Origin of the sequence: Halobaculum rarum, assembly GCF_040025155.1 — an archaeon.
Lineage (GTDB): Archaea > Halobacteriota > Halobacteria > Halobacteriales > Haloferacaceae > Halobaculum > Halobaculum rarum.
Genome location: NZ_CP157275.1, coordinates 1,661,415 through 1,677,866, shown reverse-complemented (window position 1 = coordinate 1,677,866; position 16,452 = coordinate 1,661,415). Strand labels below are relative to the sequence as shown.

Below are 16,452 nucleotides of genomic sequence, written 5' to 3'. Positions count from 1 at the left end.
GCCCAAGCGAACTTCTCCGCCGTTCTACTCCGTCGCGCGAGCGGCCGCCTCGGCCGCCAGCTCGATCGCCGCGTCGAGACCCGGGCCCAACGGCGAGCCGACGACCAGCGAGTCGGCGTGATTCAGCACCGCGGCCATCCGCTCGGCCACCACCTCGGCGTCGCCGGCCATGCAGAAGGCGTCGACCATCGCGGGCGTGACCAACTCGAACGCCTCGGAGAAGTCGCCGGCGGAGATTCGGTCGCCGATGTCGCCCGCGCGGTCCGCGTCGACGCCGTGGCGGTCCAGCACCGGCGGGGCCGCGCCGGCGGCGATGAACGCCACCGGCGGCCGGGCGGCCTCCCGCGCCTCGTCCGGGTCGGCGGCGACGCTGACGGCCGCGTACGCCGCGAGGTCGAACTCCCCACGTGAGTCCGGACGGTCGGATTTCCCCTGCTCGACCTGTTCGCGTGCCCACGCGAGGTCGTCGGGGTGCGAGCCGTTGAACAGCAGTCCGTCCGCGTGTTTGCCCGCCATCCGGCACATGTGCGGCCCCTCGCCGCCGACGTACACCGGGATGTCACTGCCCTGTGGCGGCGTGTAGTTGAGGCCGGCGTCGTCGGCGTCGAACGTGGACGCGCCGTCGACGCGCTCGCCGCCCCACAGGCTCTGTGCGGTCTTGAACGCCTCCAGCACCGGACGGAGGCCCCGCTCGTCGCCGAGCCCGAGGTTGCGCAGGGTGGAGGGGTCGCCGGGGCCGATGCCGAAGACGGCGCGGCCGCCGCTGGCCTCGTCGAGCGTCGCCACCTTCGAGGCGAGCGTCGCCGGGTGGAACTCCAGCGGGTTGACGACGCCGGGGCCGAGCCGGGTGGTTTCGGTTTCGGCCGCCAGCCGCGAGAGCACCGAGAACGCGTCGCGGTTGTTGTAGTGGTGCGAGACGAACAGCGAGTCGAAGCCCGACTCCTCCGCGAGCGTTCCCAGCTCGACCATCCGGTCGACCGGGTGTTCGGGCGCGAGTTCGATGCCGAGCATCGGCGCCGTCGCGTCCGCCGGATCGCCGTCGGCCTCGGTCGGACTACTCATCGAACTCCCACCCCCGGACCGCCTGGCGGATCAGGTCGCCGTCCACGTCGCGGAAGTGCGCGTCCGACTCGCCGTGGTCGCCCCACTCGAAGTCGCGGACGACGACCACCGGGGTTCCGTCGTCGCCCTCGCCGGCGACGAGGTTCGCGGCGGCGGCGAGCTCGTCGGCGACGTTCTCGACGGTGACACCCAACTCTCGACCGTCGCGGTCGGCCTCGCCGCGCCAGTCGCGCGCGGGTGCCATGCCGGCCCAGCCGATGGCGACGCCGCGCTGCCCGTGGCGGAACGGCCGGCCGCAGGTGTCGGTGACGAGCACCCGGTCGGCCGCCAGCCCCTCGCGGATGCCCTCGGCGGACTCGGACGGTCGCGTCGGCAGGAGGAGGAGGTCGTGTTCGGGGACGTTCGAGCGGTCGATGCCGGCGTTGACGCCGACGTGCCCGAATCGGGACTCGGTGAGCAGGAACGGCGCCTCCATGATCACCTCGGTCGACTCCTCCAGGACGGCCTGCGCGAAGCGCGGGTCCTTCTCGTCGCCCGAGATCTCCTCCAGGCGAGCGGCGAGCTCCCGGGCACGCGGGCCGGCGGGGAAGTCGTCGAGGTCGAACGCGCGGCCCTCGGCCTTCGAAACGACCGTCGAGGCGACACACACCACGTCGTCCGGGCGGAGGTCAACCCGGTCTCGAATGAGCGGCGCGAGGTCGTCCCCCTCCCGGATCTCGGGGAGGTCGGGGACGGCGAATAGCTCCATACGACATCTGCGGTCGTCGCCCGCAAAAGCGCGCCGGTGGTGGTACACGTGTCCGGTGTTCGCATCCGCGACGCGTCGACCACGGCGGCGCCGCCGAATGACGCGGTGACGACGATGGGAAGGAGTGATACGCGCCGACCGGATACACCCGACCGGGCGGCCGTGACGAGGGTTACCCCCACCGAGCCCCGTGTGACGAGGGATTCACCCGAGCCGCCCGATATCGACTCCCGAGCCGCGGCTGTGTGGCATACACGTGAGGGCTCGCGGTGTACTACATCGCGAGTGAGTGTCCCCGTCTCCGTAGAAGAACCTTCGCCGCGAGCGTTGCGTCCGCGATCTACTCGGGCGAGTCGTTCTCGGCCGCTTCCTCGCGCGCACCGAGGTGGCTCCGCAGGGTGTCCACGTCCTTGTTACCCGCGCCCGTGTTGAGGAGCACGACCGTGTCGTCGTCGCCGAGATCGCCGCGCTCGGCGAGTTCGAACGCCCCCGACACCGCGGCGGCACACGTCGCCCCGACCTCGATCCCTTCCGCCTGCGCGACATCGATCGCCGCGTCGAGGATGGCCTCGTCGCTGGTGGCGACCGCGCCGCCGCCGGACTCCTCGATCGCGTCGAGGATCCACGGCGACGCCCCCGGATCCGGGACGGCGATCCCGTTGCAGACCGTGGTGATGTCCGTCCACGCCTCGTGTGCCTCGGCACCGTCCTCCCACGCGCGGACGACGGGCGCACATCCCTCCGCCTGCGCGGCGTACATTCCCGGCAGGGCGTCGGTGAGCCCCAACTCGCGGAGTTCGAGGGCGGCCTTGTGCATCCCGATCAGGCCGACGCCGCCGCCGGTCGGGTAGACCACGGCGTCCGGAACGTCCCAGTCCAGTTGCTCGATCGTCTCGTAGGCCATCGTCTTCTTCACGTCGTGGCGGTACGGCGTCACGAACGTCTTCGTTGAGTACCAGCCCGCCTCGTCGCCCTCGGCGCCGGGTTCCATCGCCGCGGCGTACTCGGCGCCGGCGTCGGTGATCTCCCCCTCGGCGATCCGGAGGTCGCCGCCGTGGACCTCCGTCATCGCCTTCTGGGTGAAGCCGGCGCGGTCCGGGAGGAACACGTGCGAGTCGAGCCCCGCACGGGCGGCGTAGGCGCTGGCGGCCTGCCCGGCGTTGCCGGCGCTGTTCAGGGCGATCGACTCGGCACCGTGTTCGACCGCCGCGGTGACGGCGCCCGTCTGCCCGCGGTCCTTGAACGTCCCCGTCGGGTTGCGGCCCTCGTCTTTGATGTACACCGCGCCGACGTCCATCCGTTCGGCGAGTGTCGGGCACTCGACCAGCGGCGTCGCCCCCTCGCCCATGGAAACGGCCGCCTCGCGGGGGAACGGGAGCAGTTCCTCGTAGCGCCACAGCGAGTCGAACGGGCGCGACTCGAGGTCCTCGCGCGAGAGATCGACCGCGTCGAGGTCGTACTCGGGGTCGGTGATGCCGCCGCAGTCGGGACAGCGGTGGGTCACCTCGCTCGGGTCGTGGCGGGCGTCGCAGTCGATACAGCGCAACGCGACGAAGGCGTCGGTGGTTCGCACACGCGCCGTCTCGGCGGGGCACGACTAACCGCTTGTGCATCCGGCGGTCCGCGGGGTGAAGCGAGATCGGTGGCGGTCCGGGCGGTGACAGTGAGATCGGTGGCGGTCCGCGCGGACGGTCGGCCCTACTCGACGCGCGTCACGATCCCGCGGACCTCCTCGCGGTACGCGTCGGGCGTGAGGCCCAGGTCCACGTCGACCGTGACGGTGATCCCCTCCGAGAGGTCTTGCTCGACGGTCCGGGCGACGTTCTCCGCGGGGTACGCCCCGCCGGCGATCAGGAGCCCACCGTCATGAATCCACGAGGCGAGCAGCCCCTCGACGGCGACGCTGCCGCCCTCGATGGTGACTGTCTCGCCGCGCACGTCGAACGACAGCGCGTCGAACGCGAAGGCGGCGCTGTACTCGGTGAGCGAGGCGTCCTCGCCCGTCTCGACGGCGAGCGTCCCGGCGTCGGTGGCCGAGATGTCCGTGAGCCCCGCCGACGAGAGCTGCGACTCGAACTGGCCGCGGGCGACCTCGCCCGCGCGGTCGGCGAGTTCCTCCCGCGCCGACTCTAACGGGACGTCGGCGAGGTTCGGCGAGAAGGCGATCCGGCTGGCGAAGACGGTCGAGAGCGGCGCGTCGAGCGCCCCGAGCGTCTTCTCCGAGACCGCGGCGCGCAGCGCCGCGTCGTCGTACACGCGGGTGACCGCCGTCGCCGTCACGTCGACGCCGGCGACCGTCCGCGAGAGCACCTCCTCGGTGTCCGCGCGCGTGCGCTCCCATCCCCCCTCCTCAAGCCGGTTCTCCGGTACCCGCGGCGGGCGGACCGTTCCCGACGCGGTCCCGCAGCCGGCCAATCCCGCGACACCGGCGGCTGCCGCCCCCGCGAGGAATCGTCGTCTGTCCATGGTCGTCGGAGCGCCCGTCCGACACAAAAGCCCGTCGTCGCGCGTATCACGGCCGATAGCGACCGATCCACCCGGCGGCCGCGTCCGCGTCGCGTGCGAGCGCTTTTGCCCGTCCGGTCCCGCGCCCCGGTATGGAGTTCGGCTTCGAGTTGGCGCTGTGTGCCCACCTCGAGCGCGCGACCGACTGGGTGCTCGCGCGCCAGCTCGGCGGCGCCGTCGCGGCGCCGGGCAGCCGCGTCGTCGACGTCGTCGGGCTCGTTCCCGGGCCGGCGTTCGACGACCGCGCCCGCATCACCGACCGAACGATCCCGCCGAAGGCGGTCGAGTCGACGGCCGGCGTCGGGGAGGCAGTCCCCGTCGCCGAGGCGGTCGACGCGCACCCCGACCGCGCCCGCGGCGTCGCCGACGCCGCCGTCGACTGCGGCTTCTTCACGGAGGAGCGCCGCGGCGGCACGCGCTACGTCCGCAAGGCGACGCGCTACCCCGACGACTGGGTCGGCGAGTTGGTCGCCATCGAGAACAAACCCGACCTCGGGCGCCCGGGCGACCTGCGGCGACAGCTCCGGGTCGACACGAGCCTCGCGCTGTTCGACCGCGTCGTCCTCGCCACCGAAAGCCACGTCACCGGCGCCCACCTGAACCGGCTCCCCGAGGCGGTCGGCGTCTGGCGTTTCCACCCCGACATGGGCGACCGCGAGGTGGTTCGCGAGGCGACGCCACTCGACACCGACGGCCCGGGCGTGGAGCTGCTCACCGAGCACCCCGGACGGACGGACGTGGCGCTCGTGAGCGCCGACGAGAAAGCCCGAAAGCGCCGCCGGATCGCCGAGCGCGCCTACGGGAAGGGCTGGCGAACCTACGAGTTCCCCGGTTGCGGGAACTGCGAGGCGACCGACGACGGCCGTCCCCGGTGTGCCCACTTCGACCGCGTCGTCGACCCCGCGAGCGACTGCGGGGAGTCGTGTCCGGGGTGGGATCCGGACAACGTGGCGACGACAGCCGCAGAGGGCGACGCGCTCCGCGCCGAGCGCACGCCGTGGGTTCGTGACCCGCCGGGAGTGGTTCGCCGACAGGCTGGGCTGGACCGGTTCGGGTAGCCGCCGGCGACACGTCGTCGGTCGAGACTGTGAGGATCGGAGTGACAGCCGCCGTTTTTTGACCTACAGCCAGCGACTATCGTATACACGTCCAGTGCAGCGATCGTTCAATCAAGCATGGTGGATACTACAATGAACCGAGGCGGTCATCAGATTACGACCGATACGGCACTCCGGCTTCTCTCGGATCGCCAGCGGCGCGAGGTCCTCCGCCGACTGACTGGCGCGGACGAGCCGGTCACCGTGGAGTCGCTGACGGCGTCGCTCGCCACGACTGCGACCGGGGCCGACACTGTCCGACTCCAGTTGGTGCACAATCACCTGCCGAAGCTACACGACGCTGAGGTGATCGACTACGATCCCGAGGACCGGACGGTTCGGCGCGGCCCCGGCTTCGACGCGGTCGCCTCGCTCCTGCAAGCCGTCATCCCTCGCCGAGAGGACGGTCACGAACCGGACCAGTCCGGGAGCGAGTGACAGCGACGGCAGCCGTCGCCGGAGGTCACTGTGATCGCGCTATCGAAACCACCCGATCCCGGAATCTGTCGCGACGACGCCGTTCCGATCGACGCTGACGACGACACCGGCGTAGTTGAACTCGATCTGGAGCGATGATGAGGCGGCACCGGCCATCAGTGCGCCGAGAGCGTCGCCGTCGATTGAGTGCTGAAGCGGTGGGAGATCCGTCGGTGAACGACCCGTCGCGTCCGATACCGCCTCGACAATTTTGACGCACAGGTCGCCGCTACTGCCCCATGAGGCCTCACTCACCGTGATCTCCGGTTCGTGCCGCGACATCGGGACAGTACTTGCCAACGTAGTTTTACCATCGCGTGACGAGGTACTGCGTCTACAGGGATAGAATTGTTGTGAGGAGTAGAGTAACAGGTCTGATCTCGCTCGGGAAGTCATCGGCACGGGGTGGCAGCGAGGTTGGGACCAGAACTGCCACCCTGCGCCACGAGGAACGAGTGGTGCAGTGCATTTAGTCTTGTTGTGATTAACTGAGTCACTGCTTGATCACCCTTCATCCGGCGTATACCAGCCGTTCGAACGCTGCACAAGGAGTGTGATTCCGATAGTCACAACTGACCGTCGACCGGTCCGCGTGGGCGCATCGGCCGTATCAGTCGATGTCGGCGCGCTCGAAGCGGTAGTAGCCGACGACGAGCGGAACGATCGCCCACGCCGCCAGCACGACGAAGCCCATCCAGTCGGCGAGGTACCACGCGCTCCCCACAGGGTAGAAGGTGATCGCCCGATACTCCGGGATCACCGCACGCACGGCGTGCATGAACGCCGTCGACGGATTCGCCAGCCCGAGGAACTTGAACCAGTCGGGGAGCCCCGCCTCCGGGATCTCGTTGCCGTAGATCACCAACTGCAGCGCCAGCAACAGCACGTCCCACCCGAGAATGAACAGCGCGTACAGGCCGCCGGCGCCCGACAACGCCCGGATCCGCGAGTTCATCGCCGCGGAGAACCCCGTCGCGAGCGCGACGTACACCGCGCCGTACGCGACCGTGAGGAGCGTGTACAGCGCGAACACCCGCGCGTCGAACGACTCGTACGTCGCCGCCGCGATGGCGCCCGCGACCGCGTAGCCGACGCAGATCGCGACGGCGATCACGCCGGTCCGGCCGAGGAACTTCCCGAGGACGGCGTGACGCCTGGAGTTCGGGAGACCGAGGAGGAGCCGGAGACTGCCGTCCTCGCGTTCGCCCGCGAGGGTATCGTACGCGAGCAGCAGCCCGATCAGCGGGACCATGAACACCGTCGGCTGGCGCATACTGTTCAACAGGGCCAGCGTGTTCGGGTCGACGGCGCTCCCCCGGTACAGCTCGGGAACCCACTGGATAGCGGCGAGGAACGCGGCGAAAACGACGAACACCAGCGTGGTCGACACCAGCGAGAACGAGCGGATCGAGTCCGTGAAGTCCTTGCGGACGACGGCGTGGAGGGACATGCGCCCCCTATCGTCGTCCAGGAGTATTGAACTGATGATACGAAGTCAGTCCGAGATATCGATGCGAATTCCGCCCGACCGGTCGATCCGACGACGCTACTCGCGGCGCCGCGCCACGAGCGCCACCGCGAGCGCGGCGGCCGCGACGAGGCCGGCGACCGCCGCCGGGACGCCGAACCCGGGCGTCTCGACGGTCGACTCGTCCGGAACCGTCGTCCACACACGGTCGGTGCCGTCGTCCGCATCGCCGTCGCCCGAACCGCCCTCAGCGCCGCCGTCCCCGGGCGTCGCCGTCGCGGCGTCGCCCAGCTCGCCGCCGTCGCCCCACAGCTCGTCCTCGGGGACGAGCCGGTCGCGCTCGACGCCGGTGAGGTGCGCGTAACACGACTCGATCTCCTCGGTGTCGAAGATCGTTCCGCCGGTCATCGTCCGGTCGCCCTCGGCGCCGACCTGACGCATCGTCGGGCCCTCGGAGCCGGGGTCGGTGCCGACGCGCTCGGCGTCGTACGGCTGCCACGGGGTGTACACCTCCCAGACGACCTCGCCGCGCGGAGTGACCTCCAGCACGCGGTGACCGCGGCGGTCGGTGACGAGCGTGTTGCCGTTGGGGAGCCGGTCCGCGTCGCGCGGCTCGTGGAGGCCGCCGCCCGAGAGCGACCACGTGCGCTCCCACTCGTCGTCGGCGGTCCGGCTGTACTCGACGACGCGGTCGTTCTCGGAGTCGGCGACGATGACGGTCGTGCGGCCGTCCTCGCCCTCGATGAAGTCGGGGTTGTGCTGCTCGTTCAGGATGCCGTAGTCGTCGTCCTCGCCGAGCGTCCACTCGATCTCCTTGGTGTCGCGGTCGATGGCGATCACCTGATCGAAGTTGCGGACGGAGACGAGCAGCGTGTCGTTGCCGATCGGGTCCACGTCGTTGACGTGGGTCCAGTCCTTGCCGTACGGACCCCCGCCGTCCTCGGGGAAGCGGTCGGTGTGCTCGTCGAAGCGCCACTGCCAGACGATCTCGCCCGAGTCGTCGAAGATCACCACGCGGTTGCGCTCGTCGCCCTTGTCGACGGTGACGAACTCGCCGTCGCCGAGGTAGTCCACGTCGTGGGCGTCCTCGACGTTCTCCAGGTCGGTCGTCGAGGTGGTCTCGCCGGTCGCCGGGTCGATCCGCTCGATCACCGTGTGGCGGTCCTGCGTGGTCGCCATCAGCAGCTCGCCGTTCGGGAGCGGGTCCACGTCGTAGGACCACCAGCGGCCGTCGGCGGTGTCGTTGTGGACGCCGTGAACCGAGCCGTTCGGCGCGAAGCCGACCAGCAGCGCGGCGGTCTTGTCGCCGGCGCGCGCGCCCTGGATCGACACGAGCGTCGTCGTGTCCGGGCGGCGCTCCTCGTCGATCGTGCCGACGCAGGGGTTCAGTCCGTCCGACTGGGCGGCCGGTACGTCGGGTCCGCCGGCGGCCGCCGCCCCGACGGCGGGGGCGACGGCGGCGAGCACGAGCGCGAGCGCCGCGAGGAGCGCGAGACCGCCGGTTCGGCGGCGGCTCATTCGCTCACCTCCAGCTTCACGAGCACGTCGTGGTTCTCCTTGGGGAACTCCTCGCTGGAGCGCCCGTCGCGGTTCGACGTGATCGCGTACAGCTCGCCGTCGACGCCCTGCTCGACGTGGCGGATCCGGCCGAGTTCGTCCGTCAGCATCGGGTGAGCGGTGGCGGTGTACGCGTCGTCGAGCCAGTCGGCGTCGAATCGGCGGCCCCGCTCGCCCAGCGGGGGCAGCTCCGTCTCTGGGGGCGACAGCGTGACGACGATCAGCTGTTGGCTCCCCAACCCGCCGATGATCAGCCGGTTGCCCCAGGAGGGGACGGCCTCGCCCGTGTACCACAGCGCCCCGGTCGGCGCCCACGTGCTCCCGCCAGTGTTGGCGAGCGGGCGCCGCACGTCGCTGTCCTCGGGCAGCCCGCGGTACTCGTCGGCGGTCCTGACGTCCGGCCAGCCATAGAAGCCACCCGGGACCAGCCGGTTGACCTCGTCGCGGCCGGCGGGGCCGTGCTCGGTGGCGACTGGCGTGCCGTCGGGGAGCCAGACGAGTCCCTGCGGGTTTCGGTGACCGTACGTGAACACGCGTGGGTCGCCGCCCGGGATGTCCGGGTTGTCGGGGGCGGGCTCGCCGTTGACAGTGACGCGCAGCACCGACCCGGGGAGTTCCCCGGGGTCGGCCGCCATCGCCTCCTCGCCGGCGTCGCCGGTGGTGATCCACAGGTATCCCCGAGGCCCGAAGGCGATCCGGCCGCCGTTGTGGAAGTTGTTCGCGGCCATGTCGCCGACGACGACGCGCTCGGTCGCGGCGGGGTCGTCGGCCGAGAGGTCGAACCGCGAGACGCGGTTGACCCGCTCGTCCTCCCCGACGCTGGCGGTGTAGTAGACGTACAGCACCTCCACGTCCGGGTAGTCGGGGTGAACCGCGACGCCGAGAGTGCCGCCCTCGCCGCCGTCGACCCACCACTGCTGTTCTTGCGGCTCGGCGGCGATCGACCCGGCGTCGATGGCGTCCTCGGGAGCGAACACCGTATCGAGGTCGCCGCCGGCGACGCGGCTGACGCGGCCGACGCGCTCGGTGACGAACAGGTCGCCGTTGGCCGCGACCGAGACGTCCCAGGGGACCTCCAAGTTCTCCACGAGGACCGTCCGCTCCACGTCGCTCGTCGGCGCGTCGGTCGGGGCGCTCCACTCGCTCGGCGTGAACGACGCGTCGGGTTCGGGAACGGGCGTCGGCTCCGGCGTCGGGGTCGTCGCAGTCGTCGCCGCGGCGGAGCCGTTCCCGTCTCCGTCGGACGAGCCGGAGGGCGGCGAGCCGCTACAGCCGGCCAGCAGCGCCGCGCCCGCGACGGCGAGCGTTCGGCGGCGGGACCAATCGTTCGACATGTGCGTGGGAAGCGAACACGTCCGCAAGTGTCTTCGGGTATTTCCACGGTCGCGGGTCGGTGACGAGTGGTCGGCGAGCCGGGCGGCTCCGGCGTCCTACCCGCGGAGCGATTCGACCGGCGGTTCCCACGCCGCGCGGTACGCGGGATACAGCCCGCCGACGAGCGCGACCGTCGCGCCGAAGGCGAACGCGCCCAGCGCAACCAGCGCGTTCGTCGGGACGAGCACCGCATCGAGCGGGAGGTCCGTGTTGAGCGCGACGAGGACGACGCCGGCGGTGCCGAGCAGGACCCCGACGACGCCGCCGCCGACGCCGAGCAGCGTCGCCTCCACGAGTAGCGTCCGCAACACCTGATCGCGGTGGATCCCGACGGCGCGCAGGACGCCGATCTCTCCGCGTCGCTCGGAGACGGTCATCAGCATGACGTTGAAGATGGACACGCCGGCGACGACGAGCGAGACGCCCGCCACGGCGAGAAGGAAGCCGTTGAGCAGCGCGAAGAACTCCGTGATCTGGTCGAGCACGCTCGTCAGCGAGAACACCGAGACGCGCCGCTCGCGAGCGTTGAGTCGCTCGCGAACATCGCGGGCGACGGCGTCGGCGTCGCCCCCGGAATCGGCCTGCACGACCACCTGCGAGAACCCGTCGGTGACGAACTCGTCGGGCGGGAGGACGACCGCCGAGTCGGCCCGCAGGGGCGTGATGCTCGACTGCGGGGGGAGCACCGCGACGACGCGGTAGGTGTTCGACTCGATCGTGATCTGCGACCCGACGCGGAGGTCGAGCGCCCCGGCGACGTCGGCGCCGACGAGCGCGCCCTGCCGGTGGTAGTCGGGCACGCCCGGCGCGTCGCCGAACAGCGGCCGGGGGTTCGTCGTCCCGTACACCTGCGCGACCGTCCGGCTCCCACCCCCGCTGACGGTCCCCCCGGTCGACTTCAGCGGGATCACCGTCCCGCGGCCGGCGGCGGCGCGCTCGACGGCCACGAGGTCTCGGCTGTCGAGCGTCTCCTCGCCGGACTCGGCGGCCGGACTGACGATCACCTGATCGCCGAGCCCGCCGAGTTCCTCGGTCGCGGCCGTCTGGAGCGCGGTGCCGAGCATCCCCAGCGCGACGACCGCGAACACGCCGATGACGATACCCAGCGCGGCCAGCCCCGCGCGGAGGCGCTGGCGCGAGAGGTTTCGGAGCGCGAGCGAGACCGCCGGGAAGCGACGGCCGAGTCGTGTGATCGCTGTGGCCGGAACGAGCCGCGCGAGCCGCCGAGTCCGGTCACGCATCGTCGAGCACCCCGTCGACGAGTTCGACCGTTCGGTCGGCGTAGCCGGTCACGAGGTCGTCGTGGGTGACGGCGACGACGCCGACGCCGCCGGCGGCGATCTCGCGGATCTCCTCGAGCACCGAGACGCCGGTGTCGCGGTCGAGGTTGCCGGTCGGTTCGTCCGCGAGCAGCACGTCGGGCTCGTTGATCAGCGAGCGCGCGATGGCGACGCGCTGTTTTTGCCCGCCGGACAGCTCGTCGGGTGTGTGATCCAGGCGGTCGCCGAGGCCGACGCGTTCGAGCAGGTCGACCGCGCGGTCGGTGTGATCCGCCGGGAGGAACGCCGTCGGGAGACGGACGTTCTCGACGGCCGACAGCGTCGGGATGAGGTGAAAGTCCTGAAAGACGAACCCGATCGTCTCGCGACGCACGTCGGTGCGCTCGCGCTCCGAGCGACCCGCGACCGGCGTGCCGTGGAGTTCGACACGACCCGCAGTGGGGTCGTCGAGCAGGCCAAGGAGGTTCAGCATCGTCGATTTCCCCGATCCGGAGGGGCCGACGACGGCGACGACCTCGCCGGCGTCGACCGCGAAGTCCACGTTCGACAGGGCGGTCACGGTGCCGCCGCCGCCCTCGTAGCGCTTCGTCACGTCGACGAGGCGAAGCGAGGGGGTCGCGTCGTCCGCGACCGCGGCGTCGACGTCGGTCTCGCGGGGGATCCGGGCCGCCGGGGTTCCGGTGGCGTCGGCCGCGATGCCGAACGGCGACCGGGAGCCGTCTCCAGAGGATGCGTCGACGGCGTTCGCGGAGCGGCCGGCGGCGTCGGCGTTCACGGACCGACCGGCGGCCTCAGTGTTCACGTCGTCGTTCATACGTACCTGCTGACGGCGAACCCGATCGCCAGCGGGATCACGAACCCGATCGCGAGCAGGAGCCCGCCGGCGGGGTCGAGGGCGCCGAACGCGCCGAACAAGCCCGTCGATGACGACCGGTCCGCAGGGAGCGGCACCTCGACCACCGCGGTGGCACGGTCGTTGCCGGCGGTGTACGCCACTGCGACGGGGACGGTCGAGGTGTTCGCGGCGTCGACGCTCGCGGTCACGGTGAAGGGAGCGAACTCGCTGGCGCCGACGCTCCCGACGAAGTAGCTCCGCTGCGGGTACGCCGGGCGGGAGAACTCGCCGTCCGCGGCGCCGACAACGACGCCCGTTATCTCCCCGTCGCCGACGTTGCCGAGGTTGCCCCCGATGGTGACGTGGCCGTCGTCGCCGACGCTGACGTTCAGGCCGGTCAGTTCGACGGCGCCGCGTTCCGGCCGGAAGTCGTAGCGTGCGGCCGCCTCGCGGCGCTCGCCGGCCAGGTCGTACGCGGCGACGAACCGGAGGTCGCCGGCGGCGTCGACGGACGAGAGATCGACGGTGACGGTCGCCGACTCGCCGGGCGCGAGGGCGTCGGCGACGGCGACGCGGCCGAGTTCGTCGACGACGGTGCCGTTGGCTCCACGCGGGACGAGTACGACGCGCTCGATCGCCGCGTTTCCGAAGTTCGTCACCGTCACGTCGACACGGGAGCGGTCGCTCGCTCCCCCGTCGCCGGTCGACGGTTGCAGCGCCTCGCCGCCCGTGCCGCCACCGATGAGGCCGGCGAGCCCGCCCGCGCCGCCGCCGGCGTCCGTGGCCCCGTCGCCCTCGGCGCCGGCGCGAGCGACGCGAACACCCACGTCGGCCGAGAGGGCCGACACGGACACGGCACGCTCGTGGGTCACGGCGGTCCGAGTCCCCGCGGCGGTCGTGTAGTCGACGCGGACCCGGAACGACTGTTCGCCCGCCTCGTCGGGGCGGACGGAGAAGTTTAGGGGCTGGCTGGCTCCCGCCGCGAGCGTCGCCGCAGTGCGGCGGACGCGCTCGCCGTCGGTGGGGTCGACGACGGTGACGGTGAGGTCGCGGAGGGCGGCGGTCGTCGGGTTCGACAGCGTCACCTCGACGGGCGAGTCGGCGCCGGCGACGGCGTCGGGAGCGTCGAGTTCCACGAGCGGCGCCCCCTGTTCGACGACCAGCGAGAGCGGACGGCTCGCGGTCGCCGTCTCGTCGTCGGTGTCGGAGACCGTCGCGACGACCGAGAGGTCGTAGGCGCCGGGGTCGTCGACGACGAGCGTGACGGGAACCGTGATCGTCTCGCCGGGCGAGAGCGTCCCGAGGTCGGTCGCCTCGCCGAGGGTCGTGCCGTTCGCGTCGACGACGCGGACGCGGTCCAGATCGGCGGCGGAGGCGCTGCCGCCCGAGAGGCGGACCGTCGCCTCGACGGTGACGGGCGCCCCGGCGGTCGGAGTGGCGGGCGTGACGGTCGCGTCGGTCACCGCGACGCGGGCGTCCGGCACCGCGCCGGCGACGCCGACGAACGGGGCGAGCACCGAGGTGGCGAGGAGCGCGGCGGCGACGACCGCGGCCGCTCCGGTTGAACGGTCGCTCAAGGTAGCCCGGTTAGGGGTCGGAGCAGCAAATACCTTCGCCGGGCCGGAGCGAGCCGAACGCGGCGGCAGGGCGGCGCCTCGATTTCACAGGTCGTACGTCTCGCCGTCGACCGCCAGCGGTTCCGCGAACGCCTCCTCGGGCGGGTAGTAGTGCGCGAGGTGGACCAGCCGCGTCTCCGCCGCGTCGAGATCGTCCGCCAGCGCCAGCGCCCCCTCACGGGTCATGTGCTTCGTGCCGAAGGTGTACGGCGTGCCGTCGGGGCCCTCGTCCTTCCCGCCCATCGGGTGGTACTCGCAGAACGCCGCCGGGACGATGCCGTCCGCGAGCAGGAGGTCCGGGTCCGAAAGCGCCGCCCGCGAGTCGGCGGGCACGTCGTAGCTCGTGTCGCCCGACAGCGACAGCTTCGCGCCCGTCTCGGGGTCCTCGACGCACAGCCCGTAGCAGACGAGCGGCGGATGATCGACGGGAACCAGCGTCACGTCGAGGCCGCACACGCGGACCGAATCGAACGGCGTCACGTCCTCGACGGTGACGCGGTCGAGGTAGTCGTACTTCGAGCGGATCGTGTCGGCGACCGACTCGCCGGTGACGGGGTCGACCTCGTCGGCGGCGTACACCGGGAGGTCGTCGAACAGCCGGTAGGCGTTGCCGAGCCCGTCGAGGTGGTCGAAGTGGATGTGCGAGACGATCGCGGCGTCCGGCAGCGCCACGTTGTGGGTGAGAAACTGCTGGCGGAAGTCCGGCGAGCAGTCGATCAGCAGCGACTCGCCGGTGCGTTCGTTCTCGACGTGGACCGAGAAGCGCGAGCGCTCGACCCCGCGATCGCGGGCCTCCTCACAGGTGTCGCAGTCGCAGCCGACGGTGGGCGTGCCGGTGGTGTCGCCCGTGCCGAGGAGGGTGACGCGCATCTATCGGAGGATCGTGGAGGGGAGACTAAGCGGTGTCGGGTGCGCGGTCTCGCTCCGCTCGACCGCGCAAGCGAACGGGGAGCGCAGCGACCCGTGAGTAGGTGCGAGGCCGAGCGGCAGCGAGGCCTCGATGCGAACGGCGAACGGAGAACGAAGCGGCTCGTGAGCGCCGTCAGTGGTCGTGATCGTGGTCGTGGTCGGAGTGGTCGTGGCCGGCGCCGCCGTCGCCGACGACCTCGGCGCCCTCGCCGTCGATCATGTCCATGTTCTTGAGGTTGTCACGCTCCTCGAAGTCCTGGACTGCGTCCATGATGTCCTCCTGGGTGATCTCCATGCGGTCGTCGGTGAGCGCCTCGAGCACTGCTTCCCGGAGCACGAGTCGGAGGTCGCTCCCGGTGAGCCCCTCGGTCCGGTCGGCGACCTCGTCGGGGTCGAAGCTCGCGATCTCCATCCGCCGGGTGATGATCCGGAGGATGTCCGAGCGCATCTGGCGGTCGGGCTTGGGGAAGTTGACGATCTCGTCGAAGCGGCGCCAGGCGGCGGCATCGAGCTGATCGGGGTGGTTCGTCGCCGAGATGAGCAGCACCTCGTCGCGCACCAGCGAGATGTCGTCGATGCTCTTGAGCAGCGTGTTGACGGCGCGCTTGAGCGCGGCGTGCTCGTCGGACTTGCGCGTCTTGGCGACGGAGTCGAACTCGTCGATGAAGAGGATACACGGCGCGAGTCGCTTGGCGACCTCGAACGTCTTCTCGACGTTCTTGGCGGTCTCGCCGAGGTACTGGCTCGTCACCATCGACAGCTTCACCTCGACGAACGGGAGGCCCAACTCGTGTGCGAGCGCACGAGCGGCGGTCGTCTTCCCCGTTCCCGGCGGGCCGACGAACAGGAGCTTGCCGATCTCGCGCAGGCCGATGTCGGCGAGGTACTGGCGGTGCTCGATGGCCTTCATCAGCTTGTGGATCTCGCCTTCCTGGTCGGTCGTGAGCACGAGGTCCTGCAGCGTCATCTCGATCTCCTCGGGCGCTTTCACCGTGACGAGATCGAGCATCTCGGCGTCCTCCTCCTCGTCGAAGTACTCGCCGAGGAGGGCGTCGATCCACACGCGGTCGGCGCGGACGGGGCGGTTCTCATCGCGGGCCTCCTCGTGGGTCACCGAGAACTCGGCGTCGTGGTCGACGTCGGGGTCGCCGACGATCGCCGCGAGCACGGGGTTATCGCGGAGGTTTTCGTCGTCGATCCGGTCGAGGAGCCAGTCGACGGCCATCTCGGGCTGCGAGAGCGACACCTCCCCCGAGAACTCCTTGCGCTGGGTGAACAGCAGGTCCGAGATCGCCTCCCACGGGCGCTCGACTCCGGTAGCAGTCTTTGCGGTCGATTCAGTCACGTGGAGCGGGCGCTCCACGCCGCCCGGCCCCTCCTCGTCCTCCGGGGATTCGCTCCAGAAGACGCGGCGGTACCGCGGCGGTAGGTCGTCGGCGTCGAGGTCGCGGTCCTCGTTGTACCGGTGGACGGTCACGAGAAGCTCGACCACGTCCTCTGCCGGGTCACTCATCCCCAATGGCT

The 16,452-nt window shown here is 71.1% G+C and carries 15 protein-coding genes; 2 read left to right on the top strand and 13 right to left on the bottom strand.

The features are described from left to right. Positions 1 to 24: 24 nt before the first annotated feature. The 4 genes from ABJD39_RS08750 to ABJD39_RS08735 form a co-directional block, all read right to left on the bottom strand. Complete coding sequence (locus ABJD39_RS08750; RefSeq protein WP_348613624.1) at positions 25 to 1,011, bottom strand: 5,10-methylenetetrahydromethanopterin reductase; 987 nt, start codon at positions 1,009 to 1,011, stop codon at positions 25 to 27. 43 nt (positions 1,012 to 1,054) lie between these two features. Beyond that, complete coding sequence (locus ABJD39_RS08745; protein ID WP_348607211.1) at positions 1,055 to 1,810, bottom strand: coenzyme F420-0:L-glutamate ligase; 756 nt, start codon at positions 1,808 to 1,810, stop codon at positions 1,055 to 1,057. 340 nt (positions 1,811 to 2,150) lie between these two features. Beyond that, complete coding sequence (locus ABJD39_RS08740; RefSeq protein WP_348607208.1) at positions 2,151 to 3,383, bottom strand: threonine synthase; 1,233 nt, start codon at positions 3,381 to 3,383, stop codon at positions 2,151 to 2,153. A gap of 125 nt (positions 3,384 to 3,508) precedes the next feature. Beyond that, the gene (locus tag ABJD39_RS08735) at positions 3,509 to 4,276 is read right to left on the bottom strand and encodes a hypothetical protein (protein ID WP_348607205.1); all 768 of its coding nucleotides are present in this window, start codon (positions 4,274 to 4,276) and stop codon (positions 3,509 to 3,511) included. A gap of 131 nt (positions 4,277 to 4,407) precedes the next feature. Here ABJD39_RS08735 and ABJD39_RS08730 point away from each other — a divergent pair, with 131 nt between their 5' ends. Further along, positions 4,408 to 5,373 carry a DUF5787 family protein gene (locus ABJD39_RS08730; protein ID WP_348607202.1) on the top strand — a complete coding sequence of 322 codons (966 nt, stop codon included), beginning with the start codon at positions 4,408 to 4,410 and terminating at the stop codon, positions 5,371 to 5,373. A gap of 132 nt (positions 5,374 to 5,505) precedes the next feature. After that, complete coding sequence (locus tag ABJD39_RS08725) at positions 5,506 to 5,850, top strand: DUF7344 domain-containing protein (RefSeq protein WP_348607199.1); 345 nt, start codon at positions 5,506 to 5,508, stop codon at positions 5,848 to 5,850. Positions 5,851 to 5,889: 39 nt separating this feature from the next. On the opposite strand, the gene ABJD39_RS15035 is transcribed toward ABJD39_RS08725, so the two are convergent. The 9 genes from ABJD39_RS15035 to ABJD39_RS08685 form a co-directional block, all read right to left on the bottom strand. After that, positions 5,890 to 6,171, bottom strand: a complete 282-nt coding sequence (locus ABJD39_RS15035) for a HalOD1 output domain-containing protein (protein ID WP_431357841.1) — start codon at positions 6,169 to 6,171, stop codon at positions 5,890 to 5,892. A 328-nt stretch (positions 6,172 to 6,499) separates the two neighbouring features. Further along, positions 6,500 to 7,339, bottom strand: coding sequence for an ABC transporter permease subunit (locus ABJD39_RS08720; protein ID WP_348607196.1), 840 nt, complete (start codon positions 7,337 to 7,339; stop codon positions 6,500 to 6,502). Positions 7,340 to 7,435: 96 nt separating this feature from the next. Further along, positions 7,436 to 8,875 carry an aryl-sulfate sulfotransferase gene (locus ABJD39_RS08715; protein ID WP_348607193.1) on the bottom strand — a complete coding sequence of 480 codons (1,440 nt, stop codon included), beginning with the start codon at positions 8,873 to 8,875 and terminating at the stop codon, positions 7,436 to 7,438. After that, positions 8,872 to 10,248 carry a PQQ-dependent sugar dehydrogenase gene (locus tag ABJD39_RS08710; RefSeq protein WP_348607190.1) on the bottom strand — a complete coding sequence of 459 codons (1,377 nt, stop codon included), beginning with the start codon at positions 10,246 to 10,248 and terminating at the stop codon, positions 8,872 to 8,874. Before ABJD39_RS08710 ends, ABJD39_RS08715 begins: the two co-directional genes overlap by 4 nt. Positions 10,249 to 10,344: 96 nt before the next feature. Beyond that, positions 10,345 to 11,529 (bottom strand): ABC transporter permease, encoded by a 1,185-nt coding sequence (locus tag ABJD39_RS08705; protein WP_348607187.1) that lies wholly within the window; start codon positions 11,527 to 11,529, stop codon positions 10,345 to 10,347. After that, on the bottom strand, positions 11,522 to 12,229 hold the full coding sequence (locus tag ABJD39_RS08700; RefSeq protein WP_431357878.1) for an ABC transporter ATP-binding protein: 708 nt from the start codon (positions 12,227 to 12,229) through the stop codon (positions 11,522 to 11,524). The genes ABJD39_RS08705 and ABJD39_RS08700 overlap by 8 nt, the downstream gene beginning before the upstream one ends. A gap of 149 nt (positions 12,230 to 12,378) precedes the next feature. Then, entirely contained in the window at positions 12,379 to 13,980 is a 1,602-nt protein-coding gene (locus ABJD39_RS08695) for a CARDB domain-containing protein (protein ID WP_348607184.1), read from the bottom strand. A gap of 84 nt (positions 13,981 to 14,064) precedes the next feature. Continuing rightward, positions 14,065 to 14,889 (bottom strand): MBL fold metallo-hydrolase, encoded by an 825-nt coding sequence (locus ABJD39_RS08690; RefSeq protein WP_348607181.1) that lies wholly within the window; start codon positions 14,887 to 14,889, stop codon positions 14,065 to 14,067. Positions 14,890 to 15,061: 172 nt separating this feature from the next. Then, entirely contained in the window at positions 15,062 to 16,441 is a 1,380-nt protein-coding gene (locus ABJD39_RS08685) for an ATP-binding protein (RefSeq protein WP_348607178.1), read from the bottom strand. Between the last annotated feature and the right edge of the window lie 11 nt (positions 16,442 to 16,452).

Coding starts and splice junctions, on each gene's coding strand:
- ABJD39_RS08745 (WP_348607211.1), bottom strand. CDS start 1,810: ATGGAGCTATTCGCCGTCCCCGACCTCCCCGAGATCCGGGAGGGGGAC.
- ABJD39_RS08690 (WP_348607181.1), bottom strand. CDS start 14,889: ATGCGCGTCACCCTCCTCGGCACGGGCGACACCACCGGCACGCCCACC.
- ABJD39_RS15035 (WP_431357841.1), bottom strand. CDS start 6,171: ATGTCGCGGCACGAACCGGAGATCACGGTGAGTGAGGCCTCATGGGGC.
- ABJD39_RS08710 (WP_348607190.1), bottom strand. CDS start 10,248: ATGTCGAACGATTGGTCCCGCCGCCGAACGCTCGCCGTCGCGGGCGCG.
- ABJD39_RS08730 (WP_348607202.1), top strand. CDS start 4,408: ATGGAGTTCGGCTTCGAGTTGGCGCTGTGTGCCCACCTCGAGCGCGCG.
- ABJD39_RS08725 (WP_348607199.1), top strand. CDS start 5,506: ATGAACCGAGGCGGTCATCAGATTACGACCGATACGGCACTCCGGCTT.
- ABJD39_RS08750 (WP_348613624.1), bottom strand. CDS start 1,011: ATGCTCGGCATCGAACTCGCGCCCGAACACCCGGTCGACCGGATGGTC.
- ABJD39_RS08685 (WP_348607178.1), bottom strand. CDS start 16,441: ATGAGTGACCCGGCAGAGGACGTGGTCGAGCTTCTCGTGACCGTCCAC.
- ABJD39_RS08715 (WP_348607193.1), bottom strand. CDS start 8,875: ATGAGCCGCCGCCGAACCGGCGGTCTCGCGCTCCTCGCGGCGCTCGCG.
- ABJD39_RS08720 (WP_348607196.1), bottom strand. CDS start 7,339: ATGTCCCTCCACGCCGTCGTCCGCAAGGACTTCACGGACTCGATCCGC.
- ABJD39_RS08705 (WP_348607187.1), bottom strand. CDS start 11,529: ATGCGTGACCGGACTCGGCGGCTCGCGCGGCTCGTTCCGGCCACAGCG.
- ABJD39_RS08735 (WP_348607205.1), bottom strand. CDS start 4,276: ATGGACAGACGACGATTCCTCGCGGGGGCGGCAGCCGCCGGTGTCGCG.